Source organism: Cupriavidus consociatus (assembly GCF_017814975.1).
In the GTDB taxonomy this organism is placed as follows: Bacteria; Pseudomonadota; Gammaproteobacteria; order Burkholderiales; family Burkholderiaceae; genus Cupriavidus; species Cupriavidus consociatus.
In genome coordinates, this window is record NZ_JAGIQA010000004.1 from 30,087 (window position 1) to 46,943 (window position 16,857).

Consider the following 16,857-nt stretch of genomic DNA (forward strand, 5'->3'; position numbering starts at 1 on the left):
AGCATGAACTCGCAACACCCTGCCCTCGCCTCTAACGCATCGGACTACCAGGTCATGGTGCTGCTGGTGGACGACCAGGCCATGGTCGGCGAAGCGGTACGCCGCGCGCTGTCCACCGAGCCCGACATCGATTTCCACTATTGCTCGCAGCCCGACGAAGCCGTCGCCGTGGCGCAGCGCACCAGACCCACGGTGATCCTGCAGGACCTGGTCATGCCGGGCGTCGACGGCCTGACGCTGGTCCGCCATTACCGCGAGAACGCCGCCACGCGCGATATCCCGATCATCGTGCTGTCGACCAAGGAAGAGGCGTCGATGAAGAGCGCGGCTTTCGGCGCCGGCGCCAATGACTACCTGGTCAAGCTGCCCGACAGCATCGAGCTGATCGCGCGCATCCGCTACCACTCGCGCTCGTACCTGAACCTGCTGCAGCGCGACGAAGCCTACCGCGCGCTGCGGCAAAGCCAGCAGCAGCTGCTCGAGACCAACCTGGAACTGCAGCGGCTGACCAACTCGGACGGCCTCACCGGGCTGTCCAACCGCCGCTACTTCGACGAATACCTTGGCGCGGAATGGCGCCGCGCGCAGCGCGAGCAGACGCAGCTGGCGCTGGTGATGATCGATGTCGACGCCTTCAAGGCCTACAACGATACCTACGGCCACGTCGCCGGCGACGACGTGCTGCGGCGCGTGGCCGCGGTAATCAAGGACAACTGCACGCGAGCGTCGGACCTGCCCGCGCGCTTCGGCGGCGAAGAGTTCGCGATGGTGCTGCCGGGCACCTCGCCCGGCGGCGTGCGGCTGCTCGCCGAGAAAGTGCGGCGCGCGGTGCAGGACCTTGCCATCGCCCACAGCGGCTCGCCCACCAGCCGCTGCGTGACCGTCAGCATCGGCGGCGCGCTGCTGGTGCCGCAGGCCGGCGAGCCGTCGAGCCGGCTGGTGGAAGTCGCTGATGCGGGGCTGTACCAGGCCAAGCGCAACGGGCGCAACCAGGTCATGATGTCTCTGCCTCAGGGATGAGCCCGATCGCGCCAAAACCTTTGCCTTAATGACGGCGTCAATGGCGGCGACATACCGGTTGCAACAACCGGTTACACAGTAATTGCCGCTGGCCCGCACAAGTCGGCGCGTCGGGCCAACCGCCGCCAATCTATACCCGGTCACGCGTTGCCGTATTTCGGACGCATTGTGGGCACTGTGCCTGTGGGATTCCTCCGACAGGGAATTCGGAGCCGCGCGCCTGTCTCCTACCTACCTTCATACCTATCGTTGCATCACGGCAGCTGCATCCATGGCACGCGCGCTCGCCGCGCCTGCACAGTGCAGACGGCCAACTGGCCACGCTACCGGCAACCCCGCCCGCGGCATGGGCCAGCTCGTCTCTGATTCCAACGGTAAGAGGTGACCCATGTTCCGATCCAAGACCAGTCTTATCCTCGGCCTCATGCTGGCCGCAACGGCAGTCCTGTCGGCCTGTGGCGGCGGCGATGACGGTATCGACGATCGCATCGGCCTGAGCAAGCCGAGCATCCGCGCGATCCATGCGATCACCGGCGGCCCCAACGTCGACATCCGCCAGAACGGCGTGCTGACCAGCTTCACCAACAAGCCGTACAAGTTCGTCTCGACCTACTTCAACGTCGAAACCGGCAACCAGCTGATCTCGTTCAACACTACCGGCACGCAGACCGAACTCGGCCGCGCCACCATTGTGGCCGCCACCGGCCACAAGTACACCGTGGTCGCACTGCCGGGCTCGACCGGCGCCGAAGTGCTGCAGATCGACGATCCGTTCGAAAAGGGCCTGCTGTCGAACAAGGCGCGCGTGCGCACGCTGAATGCGTCGTTCAATGCGCAGAACGTCGACTTCTATCTGACCATGCCGGCGATCGACCTCAATTCGGTCGGCCCGAACTTCAGCAACGTGGGCTACAAGCAGGCCTCGCCGGCTTCCGGGTCGGACTCGGTCGACATGGACGGCGGCACCTATCGCCTGCGTATTACCACTGCGGGCACCAAGACCGTGATCTTTGATTCGGGCACGCTGACGCTGGCCAACAACGCCGACTGGCTGATCTCCACCATTCCGACTGACGGCATCGGCGCGACCGTGCCGAACAAGATCAAGGTGCTGGTGGCACGCGGCGATGACGAGTCGCAAGCCGGCCTGGAGCTGGTATCGCAATAACGCGACAAGCATGATCCTGTCGTGCCAGGCGCACGGACAGGCGCCGCAGGCCGGTCCATTGGACCGGCCTGTTTTTTTTCAGGCGACATTGAGGCGCCAAAACCTGTACGCTATCGACGTGGGACGCGCGTGGCGTCCATATCCGTCACGGCACGCCGACGCGCTGGTCCCTGCACACAGCTTTGGGAGATTGCGGACATGGCTATCCAGCTCAATCACACCATCGTGTTTTCCCATGACAAGAAGGTGTCGGCGGACTTCCTCTGCGAGATTCTGGGGCGCCCCGCGGCAGTGCCGTTCGGGCCATTTCTCGCCGTCCGGCTCGACAACAGCGTCACCCTGGACTTCATGGACGCCGAAGGCGATGTTGCCCTGCAGCACTATGCCTTCCTGCTCAGCGACGCCGAGTTCGACCAGAGCTTTGCCCGCATACGTGCGCGCAACCTGATGTACTGGGCTGACCCATACCGCCGCCGCCCAGAAGAGGTCAGCACCGACGATGGCGGCCGCCGGATCTATTTCGAGGATCCGAGCAAGCATTTCCTGGAGATCTTCACCAGGGAATGACGTTCAGGCCTGCTCGCTCTCGTCCGGCGCCAACTCAGCCTTCAGCACCGCAAGGTGCGAGATGTACTGCTCCAGTTCGGCACGCCCGCGCTCCGTGATGCAGTACACGCGGCCGCTGCCTTCGACCAGCTCGGCGGTAATGGCACGCGCCATCATCAGGCTGCGCAACACCGGCCGCAGCGAGCGGATGTTCTTGTCGATGCCCCGTTCGCGCAGGCGTTCGACCAGGCTCAGCACCGTCGAAGGACTCGACTGCACGAGCTTGAGGACGTAGATACGTGAAAAGAAACGGTCAAGGGTTGGCGGTTTCATGGGCGCAGTCGGCGCACCCGATGGTGCGGGAAACATGATCATCATGCGCAGCCCATGACTGCTGCCGCAGTCGGGCACTCTCTTGTCGTGATGGCGGGCCGCGCGGCCAGCGCCAATGAAGAACGGGGTGCACAAAGGCACCCCGAAACGCTTGCGTTGTGATGCGCCGCCCGGGATGAACCGTTCCGACGGCGCATTCCCGGGGAGCATGTGCGGCGCTATTCTTCCTGGAACGCCTCTTCGCGCTTGGCCTTGATCGACGGCAGGGCCACCACCGCCACCAGTGCGGCAGCCGCGATCAGCAGGCCGACCGACAGCGGGCGCGTCACGAACACGCTGAAGTCACCACGCGACAGCAGCAGCGAGCGGCGGAAGTTCTCCTCCATCATCGGCCCCAGCACGAAGCCCAGCAGCAGCGGCGCGGGCTCGCACTTGAGCTTCAGGAACAGGTAGCCGATGATGCCGAAGCCGGCAGCCATGAACACGTCGAAGGTCTGGTTGTTGACCGAGTAGACGCCAATGCAGCAAAACGTCAGGATGGCCGGGTACAGGAAGCGATACGGCACGGTCAGCAGCTTCACCCAGATACCGATCATCGGCAGGTTCAGGATGATCAGCATCAGGTTGCCGATCCACATCGAGGCGATCAGGCCCCAGAACAGCGACGGGTTGCTGGTCATCACCTGCGGACCGGGCTGGATGTTGTGGATCGTCATTGCGCCAACCATCAGCGCCATCACCGCATTGGGCGGAATGCCCAGCGTCAGCAGCGGGATGAACGAGGTCTGCGCCGCGGCATTGTTGGCCGATTCCGGACCCGCCACGCCTTCGATCGCGCCCTTGCCGAACTCGTGCGCAAACCTGGAGGTCTTCTTCTCCAGCGAGTAGGCCGCGAACGATGCCAGCGCCGCACCGCCGCCCGGCAGGATGCCCAGCGCCGAGCCCAGCGCCGTGCCGCGCAGCACCGCGGGAATCATGCGCCTGAAGTCGTCCCTCGTCGGGAACAGGTTGGTGACCTTGTTGGTGAAGGTCTCGCGGGCTTCCTTCTGCTCCAGGTTGGCAATGATTTCCGCGAAGCCGAACATGCCCATGGCCAGAGCCACGAAGTCGATACCGTCCGTCAGTTCCGGCACGTCGAACGAGAAGCGTGCGGCGCCCGAATTCACGTCGGTGCCGATCAGGCCCAGCAGCAGGCCCAGCACGATCATCGAGATCGCCTTGGGCAGCGAGCCCGACGCCAGCACCACGGCACCGATCAGGCCCAGCACCATCAGCGAGAAGTACTCGGCGGGACCGAACTTGAACGCGATTTCCGACAACGGCGTGGCAAACGCGGCCAGGATCAGCGTGGCAACGCAACCGGCGAAGAACGAACCCAGCCCGGCGGTGGCCAGTGCCACGCCCGCTCGCCCTCGTCTTGCCATCTGGTAGCCATCAATGGTTGTCACCACCGACGACGATTCGCCCGGCAGGTTCACCAGGATGGCGGTGGTCGAACCGCCGTACTGCGCGCCGTAGTAGATGCCGGCCAGCATGATCAGCGCGGCCACCGGCGGCAGCGTGTAGGTGATCGGCAGCAGCATGGCGATGGTGGCCAGCGGCCCCAGGCCCGGCAGCACGCCGATCAGGGTACCCAGCACGCAGCCGAGGAAGGCGTAGGCCAGGTTCTGCAGCGACAAGGCCGTGGAAAAGCCCAGCGCAAGATGGTCAAACAATTCCATGGTGTGCGACTCCTCAGGTGGCCAGGAAAGCCGGCCAAACCGGCATCTGCAGGTTGATGCCATAGACGAAGGCACCGAGGCTGATCAGCACCAGCACTACGCCGTTAAGCAACGCGCCCTTCCAGCTGAACTCGTGGCTCGCCATCGAGGACACCAGCACCAGCACGAATACCGACAGCACCATGCCGAGCGGCTTGAGCAGCAGGCCGAACAGCACGACCGAACCCAGGATCCACAGCAGGGTCTTCAGGTCCCAGCGGGCAAGGTGGTCTTCCTCGCCCCTGGACGAGAGCGAGCCCAGCAGCACGACCGCGCCCAGCACGGCGAGCACCAGGCCCAGCAGGAAGGGGAAATATCCGGGTCCCATCTTCGCCGCCGTTCCCATGGAATAGCCGCGTGCGACCCAGGAAAAGCCCAGACCGACCAGGATAAACATCAGGCCGGAGGCAAAGTCCTTTTGGCTGCGTATGCGCAAAACGATTCTCCTCAAAGTTCATGAAATGCGTGGAGGGGACGTGCGCGGGCTCTGGCGCAACGCGGCATGCCAGGGGCATGGTTCCCGACCGTTGGAACGAACCTTAAAGAGGTGATCTTTCAGCGCCCTTTCATTTGTCCTGGTTTACGGGTATTTACCGATGCACCTTGAAATAAGGGGTTTTTTGATGGAATAAGTTGTTGAATACATCACGATGTGATGTATTTGTTCGCGTTGCTTTTTGTAGGGGAAATGGTGGCCGGCGCAGGCGGTATGAGGATACTTTTGGCCTGCCGAATAAGACGGCGCGCGCGCTTGCATCAGGGCAAGGCGCGGCCGTTAAGACGCGCTAGATTGTGCGAGCGCGTGTGCTGGGAGGGAGTGCCAGCGGTGGCAGGATGACAGGTTGATCTTTCGAATGGCTTTCAGGGGGATTATTTTCCTTGGCGCTGCGGCTTGGCATCTGCCGGATATTTGATATGCGGATAGGTCCAGCCGCAGCACAGAACTAAAAAAAACCTCACCGAACCTGCTCAACAACATCCTCACAAGGCGTCCCCATACTCGTATCCGGCGCCTGCCCCACCGCCTCCCCAGGATGCCCACCAGCAGGAAGAATATGGCTACGCCGCCAGCCGCCCGATTGGTAATACCCCACCGCCAGCACCAACGACACTAACGAACCCACAGGAAAGCTCCACCAGATCGCATCCGCGCCGATACGCTCGCCAAGCAGCCAGGCAAACGGCAACCTGATCGCCCACATCGACAAGAACAAAATCACCAGTGGCGCCATTACCGCGCCCGTAGCACGCACCGTACCAAAGATCACGATCGTGAAGCCAAACAGAATGAACGACCACAGCACCACTACATTGATATGCTGGGCGATGCCAATCGCGACGCTGTCGCCGCCAAGAAAGATGCCGAGCGAATTCCGGTTGAACAGGTAAATCAATCCGACCAGCGCTCCCGTCATCGCAACATTGAAAAGCAGCCCCACGCGCGTGATACGCGACACCCGTTGCCACAGCCCGGCCCCGACGTTCTGCGCGACCATGGACGACACGCTGGCGCCCACCGCCAACGCCGGCATCTGCACATACGTCCATAGCTGCGACGCCACCCCATAGGCCGCTGTCGTCTGCGAGCCATAAGCATTGACCAGCGCCATCATCACGATCGCCGACGACGAGATCACCACCATCTGCAAACCCATCGGCAATCCCTTCAATGCCAGCGCACGCAGGATCGCCGGATCCGGGCGCAGCAGCGCAAGCTGGCCGCGGTGCAGCAGCAGGAAATGGCGACGCCGATAGAGCAGCACCATCATCGCCGCCAGGCTGGCCAGCTGCGCAATCAGCGTCGCCAGCGCCGACCCGGCAATCCCCATCGCCGGCAGCGGTCCGGCACCGAAGATCAGCACCGGGTTAAGCGCCACGTCCAGCACCACCGACAACAACATGAACCAGAACGGCGTACGCGAATCCCCCGCGCCGCGCAGAGTCATCATCACGAAGTTGTAGAAGTACATGAACGGCAGCGCGAGGAAGATGATGCGCAGGTAGCTCACCGCGAGCGGCGCGGCATCTTCCGGCGTATGCATCGCCGCCAGGATGTCGGGCGTATAGGCAAAGCCGAGCACCGATGCCAGCACCGACAGCGCCACGAAGAACGTAGTGCTGGTCCCGACCACGCGCCGCGCCTCGTCCAGGTCGCGCGCGCCCACGGCCTGGCCGATCATGATGGTGTTGGCCATGCTGATGCCGAACACCACGCCCAGCAGGAAGAACAGGATGATGTTGGCGTTGGAGGTCGCCGTCAGCGCGGCTTCGCCGAGGAAGCGCCCGACCCAGACCGAGTTGATCGAGGCGTTCAGCGATTGCAGGATATTGCTGCCGAGCACCGGCAGCGAGAACAGCAGCAGCGTGCGGCCGATCGGGCCTGTGGTCAGTCTGGCGTCTGGCTTCATGAGGTCTGGCGCGGTGCGGCAAGCAGCATGCGCTGCGCACGGGCACCGGCGATAGGGTAGGAGCGGAGCGGCTGGCAATCCGGGCAGTCTATCGCCGCGAAGCAGGTGTCACAAGCGCGTGCCGAAACGCGCAGCCCTGCACTTCTACCTGAATGAGTTATTCCGGTGCGACGGTCGCTGCCGCATACTCGGCGCGGGGCAGCGCCTCGCGCAGGCGGTGCGCCTTGCTGGCGCGTCACGGATCGGCCCATAGAGGCTGCATGCGCCGCCGGCAGTTTTCTCTCCCGCAAGTCAGTCCGGCAGCAAACCGCGCGTACCGGCGTACGCGCGCTCTCAGTCGCGGTACCTTCGAGGAGATAGGGTCATGTTTGTCGGTTTCCAGCCCGTTCCCGGCACCGTGGTGCCGTTCGCCTATGACTGGCCCATGGTGGTCCTGTCGTTCCTGATCTCGGTTTGCGGTGCCTACGTGGGCCTGCGCTGGTCGCGGCGCATACGGCTGCCCGACGGGCGGCTTGATGTTGACCGGCTGCTGTGCGCCAGCGTGGCGCTGGGTGGCGGTGCGGTCTGGTCGATGCATTTTATCGGCATGGTCGCGTACCAGACGCCGACGCACCGCGAGTTCGGCCTGTTCATGACGCTGGCTTCGCTGGCCGCGGTCATGCTGCTGGTCGGCGCCGGCCTGGCGCTGGCCTCGCGCCCGCGCGGCAGCCGCACCGACAATGTGGTGAAGGGCGGCGTGCTGACCGGGCTGGGCGTGGTGGCGATGCACTACACCGGCATGGCGGCGATTCGCTCCAATACGCGCTTCGACTGGGACCTGGGCGTGATCGCACTGTCGGCGGTGATTGCCGTCGTGGTGTCGGTGGTGGCGCTGTGGCTGGCCACCACGGTGAAGACGCGCGGCAAGCAGCTGGCCGCGGCGGTGGTGATGGGCGTGGCGGTCTGCGGCATGCACTACACCGGCATGTCCGCCGGCACCATGGTCTGCACCAGCCCCACCTATGCGCCCAGCCTGTTCGCCATCGAGGGCGACAGCATCGGCTATGCGGTGTTCGGCCTGACGCTGATCACGCTGCTGGTGATCCTGGTGGTGGAAGCCACCCGCACCGGCGCCCCCGCGGCGGCCCGCCCGCGCGACCTGGCCTGAGGACCGCGGGCGCGGCCCGTTCCAGCCCGCATCCTCCTTGGCGTTGGCGAAGGACGGGTGCCGCACTTTCGTCCCTGCTGCGCCCGCTCCCGGGCGCAGCGTCCACTGCATGATCGCCGCAGTCGCGGTAAGCTTGCGTTTTTCACTGACGGCCGCGGCCGCGGGATTGCCCGCCGCCGCGGCCTTGACCTTCGCCCATCGAACGCCACCAAGGAGAACACGCATGTACCAGGATCTCGCCCTCTATATCGACGGTGAATTCATCAAGGGAGGCGACAGGCGCGAGCAGGACGTCATCAATCCGGCCACCGAGGAAGTGCTGGGCAAGCTGCCGCACGCAAGCCGCGCCGACCTGGACCGCGCGCTCGCCGCGGCGCAGCGCGCGTTCGAGACGTGGAAGAAGTCCTCGCCGCTGGAACGCGGCAAGATCCTGCGCCGCGTGGGCGAGCTGGCCCGCGAGCGCGCGAAGGAGATCGGCCGCAATATCACGCTGGACCAGGGCAAGCCGCTGGCCGAAGCCATCGGCGAGATCATGGTCTGCGCCGAGCATGCCGACTGGCACGCCGAGGAATGCCGGCGCATCTACGGCCGCGTGATTCCGCCGCGCCAGCCCAATGTGCGGCAGATTGTGGTGCGCGAACCGATCGGGGTCTGCGCCGCGTTTACGCCGTGGAACTTTCCGTTCAACCAGGCGATCCGCAAGATCGTCGCCGCGGTAGGCGCGGGCTGCACGCTGATCCTGAAGGGTCCGGAGGACTCGCCCAGCGCGGTGGTGGCGCTGGCCCAGCTGTTCCATGACGCCGGCCTGCCGCCGGGGGTCCTGAACATCGTCTGGGGCGTGCCCAGCGAAGTATCGACCTACCTGATCGAATCGCCGATCGTGCGCAAGATCTCGTTCACCGGCTCGGTGCCGGTGGGCAAGCAGCTGGCAGCGCTGGCCGGCGCGCACATGAAGCGCGTGACCATGGAACTGGGCGGACATTCGCCGGTGCTGGTGTTCGACGACGCCGACATCGAGCCCGCCGCCGAGATGCTGGCGCGCTTCAAGCTGCGCAATGCCGGCCAGGTGTGCGTGTCGCCGACGCGCTTCTACGTCCAGGAAAAAGCCTATGACAAGTTCCTGGCGCGCTTCACCGAGGTGATCGGCTCGATCAAGGTCGGCAACGGCCTGGACGACGGCACCCAGATGGGCCCGCTGGCGCATGAACGCCGCGTGCTGTCGATGGAGCAGTTCCTGGACGATGCCAGCCAGCGCGGCGGCAAGGTGGTGGCCGGTGGCTCGCGCATCAGCGCCCTCGGCAACGACAAGGGCTATTTCTTCGCGCCGACCGTGGTGACCGACCTGCCCGACGATTCGCGCCTGATGACCGACGAGCCGTTCGGCCCGGTGGCGCCGGTCACGCGCTTCAAGGACACCGCCGAGGTGCTGCGCCGCGCCAACAGCCTGCCCTTCGGCCTGGCCTCCTATGTGTTCACCAATTCGCTGAAGACGGCGACTGAGGTTTCCAACGGGCTGGAAGCGGGCATGGTCAACATCAACCACTTCGGCATGGCGCTGGCCGAGACGCCGTTCGGCGGCATCAAGGACTCGGGCATCGGCAGCGAGGGTGGCCTGGAGACGTTCGACGGCTACCTGGTGACCAAGTTCATCACCCAGGTCTGAAGCCAAAGGGCGGTAACAGCACGGCGGCAACAGCCACTGAGGCGGCCTGCCGCCGGCTTCCTCCCGGGAGCCGGCGGCGCCCTCCCCGTCAGCGGAAGAAGATGCCGCGCGTCAGGAACGTATAGTTCGCTTCTTCCGCCATCAGCCAGACCAGCACCAGCAGGCACAGCGGCGGGACCAGGATGGCGCAGATCAGCGCCATGCGTTCCCATGCCATATGCATGAACACCGCCACGATCAGCCCCGCCTTCAGCGCCATGAACACCAGGATCAGCGTCCAGCGCAGGTAGCCGGTGACATGGAAATAGTCGACCAGGTAGGACAGCGTCGACAGCACGAACAGCAACAGCCAGATCTTCAGGTACAGCCCGATGGGATGCTGCTGGCCGCTATGCGCGCCGGCATGGCCGGGCTCGTGCGCGGCCGGCGGCGTGGGCGTCGTAGAGCCTGCGGGGGATGCGGGAGTCGATGCCATGGCCGCCCTCACCAGAGATAGAACAACGCAAAGATGAATACCCAGACCAGGTCAACGAAGTGCCAGTACAACCCGGCGATCTCGACGATCTGGTAGTTGCCGGTGGCTTCGTAGCGCCCGCGCAGTACACGCGTGGCCACCACCAGCAGGTAGATCACGCCGCACGACACGTGCAGGCCGTGAAAGCCGGTGATCATGAAGAAAGTCGAGCCGAACTGCGCCGCGCCCATCGGGTTGCTCCATGGCCGCACGCCCTCGTCGACGATCAGCTTGGTCCATTCGAACGCCTGCATGCCGACGAACAGCATGCCGAACAGCGCGGTCACCAGCATCAGCAGCGCGCATTCCCGGCGCGCGCGCCGGTAGGCGAAGTTGACCGCCATCGCCATGGTGCCGCTGCTGGTAATCAGCACGAAGGTCATGATGGCAATCAGCAGCAACGGAATATCGGCGCCGCCTACGTGCAGCGCGAACACCTCGCTGGGATTCGGCCACGGCACCGTGGTCGCCATGCGCACCGACATATAGCCGGTCAGGAAGCAGCTGAAGACAAAGGTGTCGGACAGCAGGAAGATCCACATCATGGTCTTGCCCCACGACACCTTGAAGGCCTGCTGGTCCGACGACCAGTCCGCCAGCAGGCCGCGCATGCCGCCTGGCGGCGAGGCCGCAGGAGGCGTGGCCGATGGTGAAGACAGTTGCGTTGACATGCCGCTCACCTCCTCTTCTGCGTGCGTGCCCGTCTAGGCCGTGCCGCAGAGATAGCGCACCAGCTCGGGCGTGAGCCAGCCCAGCGCCGCCAGCAGCACCACCCATACCGCCAGCAGGAAATGCCAGTAACGTGCGCACAGCCGCATGCGCAGCACGGCCCTTTCGCCACTGCCGCGCGCGGCAACCGCGAAGCCCCAGCCCACAAGCCCGCCCAGCACGTGCAGGCCGTGCATGGCCGTCAGCAGGTAGAAGAAGCTGCCCGCGGGATTGCCCGCCGGCATGACCTGCATCGCGCCCAGCGCCTGCCATGCCCACAGCTGCGAAACCACGAAGGCGGCCGCGCCGAGGCCGCCCAGCCGCAGCGCCAGCCGGGCCACGCCCATGCTGCCGCGGCGCGCCGCGCGCGACGCCACCTCCATCGCCACGCTGCCGGCGGCCAGCAGTGCCGTGGACAGCCACACCTGCCACGGCAGCGCGATGCGGTGCCAGTCCGGGCTGTCCATGCGCAGCGCATAAGCGGTCAGGAACAGCGCAAACAGCGATGTGACCACGCCCATGAACACCCACAGGCCGATGCTTGCCGGCGACCGCCGCTGCGGGTGGCGGTGCGCGGCATTCTCGCCGGAGGGATTGCCGCCGAAGTCGTCGCGGCTGACCTTGTAGACGGCGTCGGCGTTCATGCTACGGCTCCGCGTCTGGCGTGGGGTTCAGGCTCCGACCCGCCCGCTTCGGGCGGCGCGTTCTGCGCGATGAAGTCCTCCGGCGCACCCGGCACGCTGTAGGCATAGGCCCAGCGGTACACCACCGGCAGGTGCGGGCCCCAGTTGCCGTGCACCGGCGGCGTCTGCGGCGTCTGCCACTCCAGCGAGGCCGCGCGCCACGGGTTGCCGTCGGTCTTCTGGCCACGGCGCAGGCTCCACACCAGGTTATAGACAAAGAGCAGCTGTGCCGTGGCGACCACGAAGGCCGCCACCGAGATGTACATGTTCATCACATGCGCGGATTCGGGGATGAAGGCATAGTTCTCCCATGCGTAGTAGCGCCGGGGCATGCCCAGCACGCCGAGATAGTGCATCGGGAAGAAGATGGCGTAGGTGCCGATGAAGGTGATCCAGAAATGCACGCGGCCCATGGTGTCATTGAGCATGCGGCCCGTCACCTTGGGATACCAGTGGTAGATGCCGCCGAACACCACCAGGATCGGCGACACGCCCATCACCATGTGAAAGTGCGCCACCACGAAGTACGTGTTCGACAGCGGGATATCCACGCTGACATTGCCCAGGAACAGCCCGGTCAGCCCGCCGATGACAAAGGTGCTGATGAATGCGATCGCGAACAGCATCGGCACCGAGAAATGGATGTCGCCGCGCCATAGCGTGATGACCCAGTTGTAGACCTTGATCGCGGTGGGCACGGCGATGATCAGCGTGGTGGTGGCAAAGAAGAAGCCGAAGTACGGATTCATGCCGCTGACGAACATATGGTGCGCCCACACCACCACCGACAGCACGCCGATCGCCAGGATCGCCCACACCATGGTGCGATAGCCGAAGATGCTCTTGCGCGCATGCACGCTGACCAGGTCGGAGACGATGCCGAAGGCCGGCAGCGCGACGATATACACCTCGGGGTGGCCGAAGAACCAGAACAGGTGCTGGAACAGCAGCGGGCTGCCGCCCTTGTAGTTGAGCTGCTGGCCCATCGACACCATCGCGGGCATGAAAAAGCTGGTGCCCAGGGTCTTGTCCAGCAGCATCATCACCGCGGACACGAACAGCGCCGGGAACGCCAGCAGCGCCAGGATGGTGGCCATGAAGATGCCCCACACCGACAGCGGCATGCGCAGCAGCGTCATGCCCTCGGTGCGTGCCTGCAGCACGGTGGTGACGTAGTTCAGGCCGCCCATCGTCGCCGCGACGATAAAGATCGCCAGCGACACCAGCATCAGGATGATGCCCCAGTCATGCCCCGGCGTGCCGGGCAGGATGGCCTGCGGCGGGTACAGCGTCCAGCCCGCGCCGGTGGGCCCGCCCGGCACGAAGAAACTGGCCAGCAGCACGATCACCGACAGCAGGTAGACCCAGAAGCTGAGCATGTTGAGGAAGGGAAACACCATGTCGCGCGCGCCTACCATCAGCGGGATCAGGTAGTTGCCGAAACCGCCCAGGAACAGCGCGGTCAGCAGGTAGATCACCATGATCATTCCGTGCATGGTGACGAACTGGTAGTAGCGGTTGACGTCGATAAACTCGAAGCGCCCCGGGAAACCCAGCTGCATCCGCATCAGGTTGGACAACGCCACGCCCACCAGCCCGACCACGATCGCCACGATGGTGTACTGCACGGCGATCACCTTGTGGTCCTGGCTCCAGACATAGCGGGTCCAGAAGCTCTGCGGCGCGTGATGGGCGGCATCGTCGGCGTAAGCCATGCGGGTCTCCTCACTTGCGTGGCGGCGCGGGCGCCGCGCCAGGCGGCACGGCCACCGCGGTCGAGGTCGTATAGGTGCCTGAGGCAGCGCCAGGGGATGGCGCGGGCGCGGCCGTGCCGGCTGCTGCGGTCGTGGCGGCACTGGTGGCGGCAGCGGGCGCGCCTGGCGCCGCGGCCTCCGGTGCAGGGGCACCGGTGGTCCCTGCCGACTTGATATATGCAATCAGCGCAGTGGTCTCGTCCTCGCTCATCGGCAGCTTGGGCATCACCGGACCGAAGCCCTTCACTAGGCGCGCTTGCGGGTCCGTGATCTCCTTGTGCAGGAAGGCGTCGTCGACCGGCGCGCTGCTGCCGTCGGCAAAGGACTCGGTCTTGCCGTACAGGCCCTTCCAGGTCGGGCCCACGCTGGGATTGCCGTCGATGCTGTGGCACGCGGTGCAGCCCTTGCTTTGCGCCAGCGCGCGGCCCTTTTCCACCATGCCGGCGTCGCCGGCGGCGCCCGGCGCTGCGGCGGCCATCGCCGCCGGCGGGGCCGCGGCCTTCGCCAGCGCCATCGCAAAGGTCTGCTGCTTCGCCAGCCAGGCTTCGTACGCGGCGGGTTCGTCCACCACCACGATGCCGCGCATGTTGTAGTGCCCCACGCCGCACAACTGCGCGCACAGGACTTCAAAGCGTCCCGTTTGCGTCGGTGTGAACCAGAACGACGTCACCATGCCCGGCACCATGTTCATGCGCGCGCGGAACTGCGGCACGTAGAAGTCATGCAGCACGTCCTTGGAGCGCAGCAGCACTTTCACCGGCTTGTTCAGCGGCAGGTGTACCTCCGGCCCCACGATGACGATGTTGTCCTGTCCGCGCGGGTCGTCCGGGTCAAGTCCCAGCGGATTGGCACCGGTGATGAAGCGCGGGTCGGTGGCACCCAGCTCGCCGCTCTTGCCGGGAAAGCGGAACGCCCACGACCATTGCTGGCCAACCACCTCCAGCACCATCGCCTCGCGCGGCGGGCGCACATAGTCGGCGTAGACGAACAGGCCCGGCGCCAGCAACGCCACCACGCCAAGCGTCGTGCCGCCGATCAGCCACCACTCGAGCTTGGGGTTTTCGGGCTCATAAGCGGCGCGGTGGCCGGTACCGCCATTGGGATGCGGCGCATTGTGCCGGTAGCGCCAGACGATGTAGCCGACGAACAGGTTGATGACGACGAAGAATATCCCGGTGATGACGAGGGTAATGGTCAGCGTGTCGTCCATCTGCTTCCAGTTGGACGCCAGCGGGGTCGCCCACCACGGGCTCAGGAAATGGAAGAGCACCGAAGCGACGACGATGACGACGAGTGCAATGGCCAACGCCATAACCACCCTCCTCCTCGCGCGCGGCGAGGGATGCGGAAGTCACGCAGGTTAGATAAGACTAGTGCATGCCGTCAGGTCACTGCAAGGCGACATGGCGGGCCAATGCGTGCCGCCATGCACAAGCGGCCCGCCGAGAAAAAGCGGCGGCAAGGAACCCTCGGTTCCCTGCCGCCGCCATGTTCGCGCGCGGATCCGCGTAGCGGCCAAAGCGCGCTGGAAACGTGCATGCGTCTTGCCGTGCCGTTCGGGCACGATCCCCGGGTTAAAAAAACCTCGATTCGGCCGCTGAGCGCTGCGGCTAAATCTAAATGCGTCACCTCAGTGCGACACGTCCTTGCTTTCCAGCTTCCAGTAGCACGCTGCCGCCGTCATGCCGAAGATCAGGTGGCCGATGAACGTATGCCAGCCACGCACCTCGACAAACCAGGGGAACGCGCGCGTCATCACATAGAAATTGAAGAAGTAGACGACCAGCCCGAACACGGCGCCGGCAAGCATTGCCATGCCGAGGCTCGAGTCCAGCGTGAACGGCGCGATGATCGCTGCCAGGATCATGCCGAGTATCGCGCCCAGGATAAAGTGGATCACCAGTGCCGCGGTCACCGTGGCAATGCTGAACAGCGATGTCTGCAGCTCGTCCGGGCCCATCACGATCGCCGCGATCATGCGTGTGGCCACCCACGGATTGACGCCCGACACCATCGACGACCAGAACAGTTCCAGCACCAGCAGCAGCGCGCCCGCAGCCAGCCCCGACACCGCTGCCGCGGTCCAGTCAGGCAGGCGACGCACGTAATGGTGCGATCGCATGTGAAGTTCCATAGCCACCTCCATCTCTCTCTCGAATCGGCGGGACGTTCGACATGGAAGGCATCGGGTCCCGCATCTCTGATCAGCATAGGACACGCGGTTCCCATGAGGCTGCCCGCATGGCGAAAAACACGTCGGGTGCGTGCGTGGCGCAACGCCTGCTGAGCAGGAGTGCGGCTGGCGATACCTGTGGCCCGCGCCCGCTGTGCGCCCTACGGGACAATCCCGATGCGCGCTGCCGTGCGCGCGGCACACACTGCCTATACTGGAATCACAAAAGAGAGAGACAGGAGACCGCCATGCACTTCACCGCGCATGATCTTGTATTCCTGATTCCGATGGCGCTGGTGGGCGTGATCGCCATGGGTTCGATACCGGTGACCGCCAAGTACCTGCGTATCAGTTGCCGGACCCTGGGGGCGCTGATCGGCGCGCTGGTCGCGGTGCTGGTGCTGGAAGCGCTGCCGATGCTGATCTGATCCCGGCCCGGGAGGCCGGGCTGGCAACGATCCAAACGATCCCTACGATCCGGGAAAGGGGAGGCCGCCATGTCGATCGGCCTGCTGGCCGCCACTATGGCGGCGCTGCTGCTTGTTACCGTGCTGCGCGCCCTGTGGCGTTGCGTTCACCCGTATCGGATGCGCTACCGGCGTTGCACGGCGCAACGGCAACACGCCAGTCTGTGCCGGCCGCCGTTGCGGCGGCATGGCTAGTAAGGCATGACGGCGCTGCAAAGCGCCGCTTGCATTACAGCTCGATCATCGCGAACTCGCCCTTGCCGACGTCGCATTCCGGGCAGCGCCAGTCGTCGGGGATGTCTTCCCAGCGCGTGCCGGGGGCGATGCCGTCTTCGGGCAAGCCTTGTTCTTCGTCGTAGACCCAGCCGCAGATCACGCACACCCAGGTCTTGTAGGCAACGGCCGCTTCAAGTTGATCCTGCAAAACATTCTCCAGATTCGGTCATGACAGATTGTCCGGGCCGAATCATACCGTCTTTTGCCGGCGGCGCCGTGACGGCGCCGCCGGCCGCT

18 protein-coding genes are annotated in these 16,857 nt (G+C 65.0%); 7 read left to right on the forward strand and 11 right to left on the reverse strand.

Going from position 1 to position 16,857, the window contains the following annotated elements; genetic code table 11:
* Positions 1-3: 3 nt before the first annotated feature.
* The 3 genes from J8I82_RS06855 (at position 4) to J8I82_RS06865 (ending at position 2,755) form a co-directional block, all read left to right on the forward strand.
* A complete protein-coding gene (locus J8I82_RS06855; RefSeq protein WP_209755659.1) occupies positions 4-1,020 on the forward strand; it encodes a diguanylate cyclase in 1,017 nt (338 codons plus the stop codon).
* A gap of 388 nt (positions 1,021-1,408) precedes the next feature.
* Positions 1,409-2,188, forward strand: coding sequence for a DUF4397 domain-containing protein (locus J8I82_RS06860; RefSeq protein ID WP_209755660.1), 780 nt, complete (start codon positions 1,409-1,411; stop codon positions 2,186-2,188).
* 198 nt (positions 2,189-2,386) lie between these two features.
* Positions 2,387-2,755: a VOC family protein gene (locus J8I82_RS06865; RefSeq protein WP_209755661.1), complete on the forward strand. Its 369-nt coding sequence runs from the start codon at positions 2,387-2,389 to the stop codon at positions 2,753-2,755.
* Positions 2,756-2,758: 3 nt separating this feature from the next.
* Here J8I82_RS06865 and J8I82_RS06870 read toward each other — a convergent pair whose 3' ends face one another.
* The 4 genes from J8I82_RS06870 to J8I82_RS06885 form a co-directional block, all read right to left on the reverse strand.
* Entirely contained in the window at positions 2,759-3,067 is a 309-nt protein-coding gene (locus tag J8I82_RS06870; RefSeq protein ID WP_209755662.1) for a helix-turn-helix transcriptional regulator, read from the reverse strand.
* 218 nt (positions 3,068-3,285) lie between these two features.
* Positions 3,286-4,788: a tripartite tricarboxylate transporter permease gene (locus J8I82_RS06875; protein ID WP_209755663.1), complete on the reverse strand. Its 1,503-nt coding sequence runs from the start codon at positions 4,786-4,788 to the stop codon at positions 3,286-3,288.
* 13 nt (positions 4,789-4,801) lie between these two features.
* Complete coding sequence (locus J8I82_RS06880; RefSeq protein WP_209755666.1) at positions 4,802-5,263, reverse strand: tripartite tricarboxylate transporter TctB family protein; 462 nt, start codon at positions 5,261-5,263, stop codon at positions 4,802-4,804.
* 520 nt (positions 5,264-5,783) lie between these two features.
* Positions 5,784-7,235: an MATE family efflux transporter gene (locus tag J8I82_RS06885; protein ID WP_209755668.1), complete on the reverse strand. Its 1,452-nt coding sequence runs from the start codon at positions 7,233-7,235 to the stop codon at positions 5,784-5,786.
* Between the two features lie 364 nt (positions 7,236-7,599).
* Between J8I82_RS06885 and J8I82_RS06890 the strand changes: the two genes are divergently transcribed.
* Together J8I82_RS06890 and J8I82_RS06895 are read left to right on the forward strand one after the other, a co-directional pair.
* Positions 7,600-8,382: an MHYT domain-containing protein gene (locus tag J8I82_RS06890; protein ID WP_209755670.1), complete on the forward strand. Its 783-nt coding sequence runs from the start codon at positions 7,600-7,602 to the stop codon at positions 8,380-8,382.
* Positions 8,383-8,605: 223 nt separating this feature from the next.
* Positions 8,606-10,045, forward strand: coding sequence for an NAD-dependent succinate-semialdehyde dehydrogenase (locus J8I82_RS06895; protein ID WP_209755672.1), 1,440 nt, complete (start codon positions 8,606-8,608; stop codon positions 10,043-10,045).
* An 88-nt stretch (positions 10,046-10,133) separates the two neighbouring features.
* Here the strand turns inward: J8I82_RS06895 and J8I82_RS06900 are convergent, their stop codons facing one another.
* The 6 genes from J8I82_RS06900 to J8I82_RS06925 all read right to left on the reverse strand — a co-directional run bounded on the left by J8I82_RS06900 (position 10,134) and on the right by J8I82_RS06925 (position 15,838).
* On the reverse strand, positions 10,134-10,520 hold the full coding sequence (locus tag J8I82_RS06900) for a cytochrome C oxidase subunit IV family protein (RefSeq protein WP_209755674.1): 387 nt from the start codon (positions 10,518-10,520) through the stop codon (positions 10,134-10,136).
* Positions 10,521-10,528: 8 nt separating this feature from the next.
* On the reverse strand, positions 10,529-11,230 hold the full coding sequence (locus J8I82_RS06905) for a heme-copper oxidase subunit III family protein (protein WP_209755676.1): 702 nt from the start codon (positions 11,228-11,230) through the stop codon (positions 10,529-10,531).
* Positions 11,231-11,263: 33 nt separating this feature from the next.
* On the reverse strand, positions 11,264-11,911 hold the full coding sequence (locus J8I82_RS06910) for a cytochrome c oxidase subunit 3 family protein (protein WP_209755678.1): 648 nt from the start codon (positions 11,909-11,911) through the stop codon (positions 11,264-11,266).
* Complete coding sequence (gene ctaD, locus J8I82_RS06915) at positions 11,908-13,665, reverse strand: cytochrome c oxidase subunit I (protein WP_209755681.1); 1,758 nt, start codon at positions 13,663-13,665, stop codon at positions 11,908-11,910. The genes J8I82_RS06910 and ctaD overlap by 4 nt, the downstream gene beginning before the upstream one ends.
* A 10-nt stretch (positions 13,666-13,675) precedes the next feature.
* Positions 13,676-15,016 carry a cytochrome c oxidase subunit II gene (locus tag J8I82_RS06920; RefSeq protein ID WP_209755683.1) on the reverse strand — a complete coding sequence of 447 codons (1,341 nt, stop codon included), beginning with the start codon at positions 15,014-15,016 and terminating at the stop codon, positions 13,676-13,678.
* Between the two features lie 318 nt (positions 15,017-15,334).
* On the reverse strand, positions 15,335-15,838 hold the full coding sequence (locus tag J8I82_RS06925; RefSeq protein WP_209755685.1) for a hypothetical protein: 504 nt from the start codon (positions 15,836-15,838) through the stop codon (positions 15,335-15,337).
* A 287-nt stretch (positions 15,839-16,125) separates the two neighbouring features.
* On the opposite strand from J8I82_RS06925, the gene J8I82_RS06930 reads away from it, so the two are divergent.
* The gene (locus J8I82_RS06930; RefSeq protein ID WP_209755687.1) at positions 16,126-16,305 is read left to right on the forward strand and encodes a hypothetical protein; all 180 of its coding nucleotides are present in this window, start codon (positions 16,126-16,128) and stop codon (positions 16,303-16,305) included.
* A gap of 69 nt (positions 16,306-16,374) precedes the next feature.
* A complete protein-coding gene (locus J8I82_RS06935; RefSeq protein WP_209755689.1) occupies positions 16,375-16,539 on the forward strand; it encodes a hypothetical protein in 165 nt (54 codons plus the stop codon).
* Between the two features lie 34 nt (positions 16,540-16,573).
* On the opposite strand, the gene J8I82_RS06940 is transcribed toward J8I82_RS06935, so the two are convergent.
* A complete protein-coding gene (locus tag J8I82_RS06940; RefSeq protein WP_209755691.1) occupies positions 16,574-16,768 on the reverse strand; it encodes a rubredoxin in 195 nt (64 codons plus the stop codon).
* Positions 16,769-16,857 lie beyond the last annotated feature (89 nt).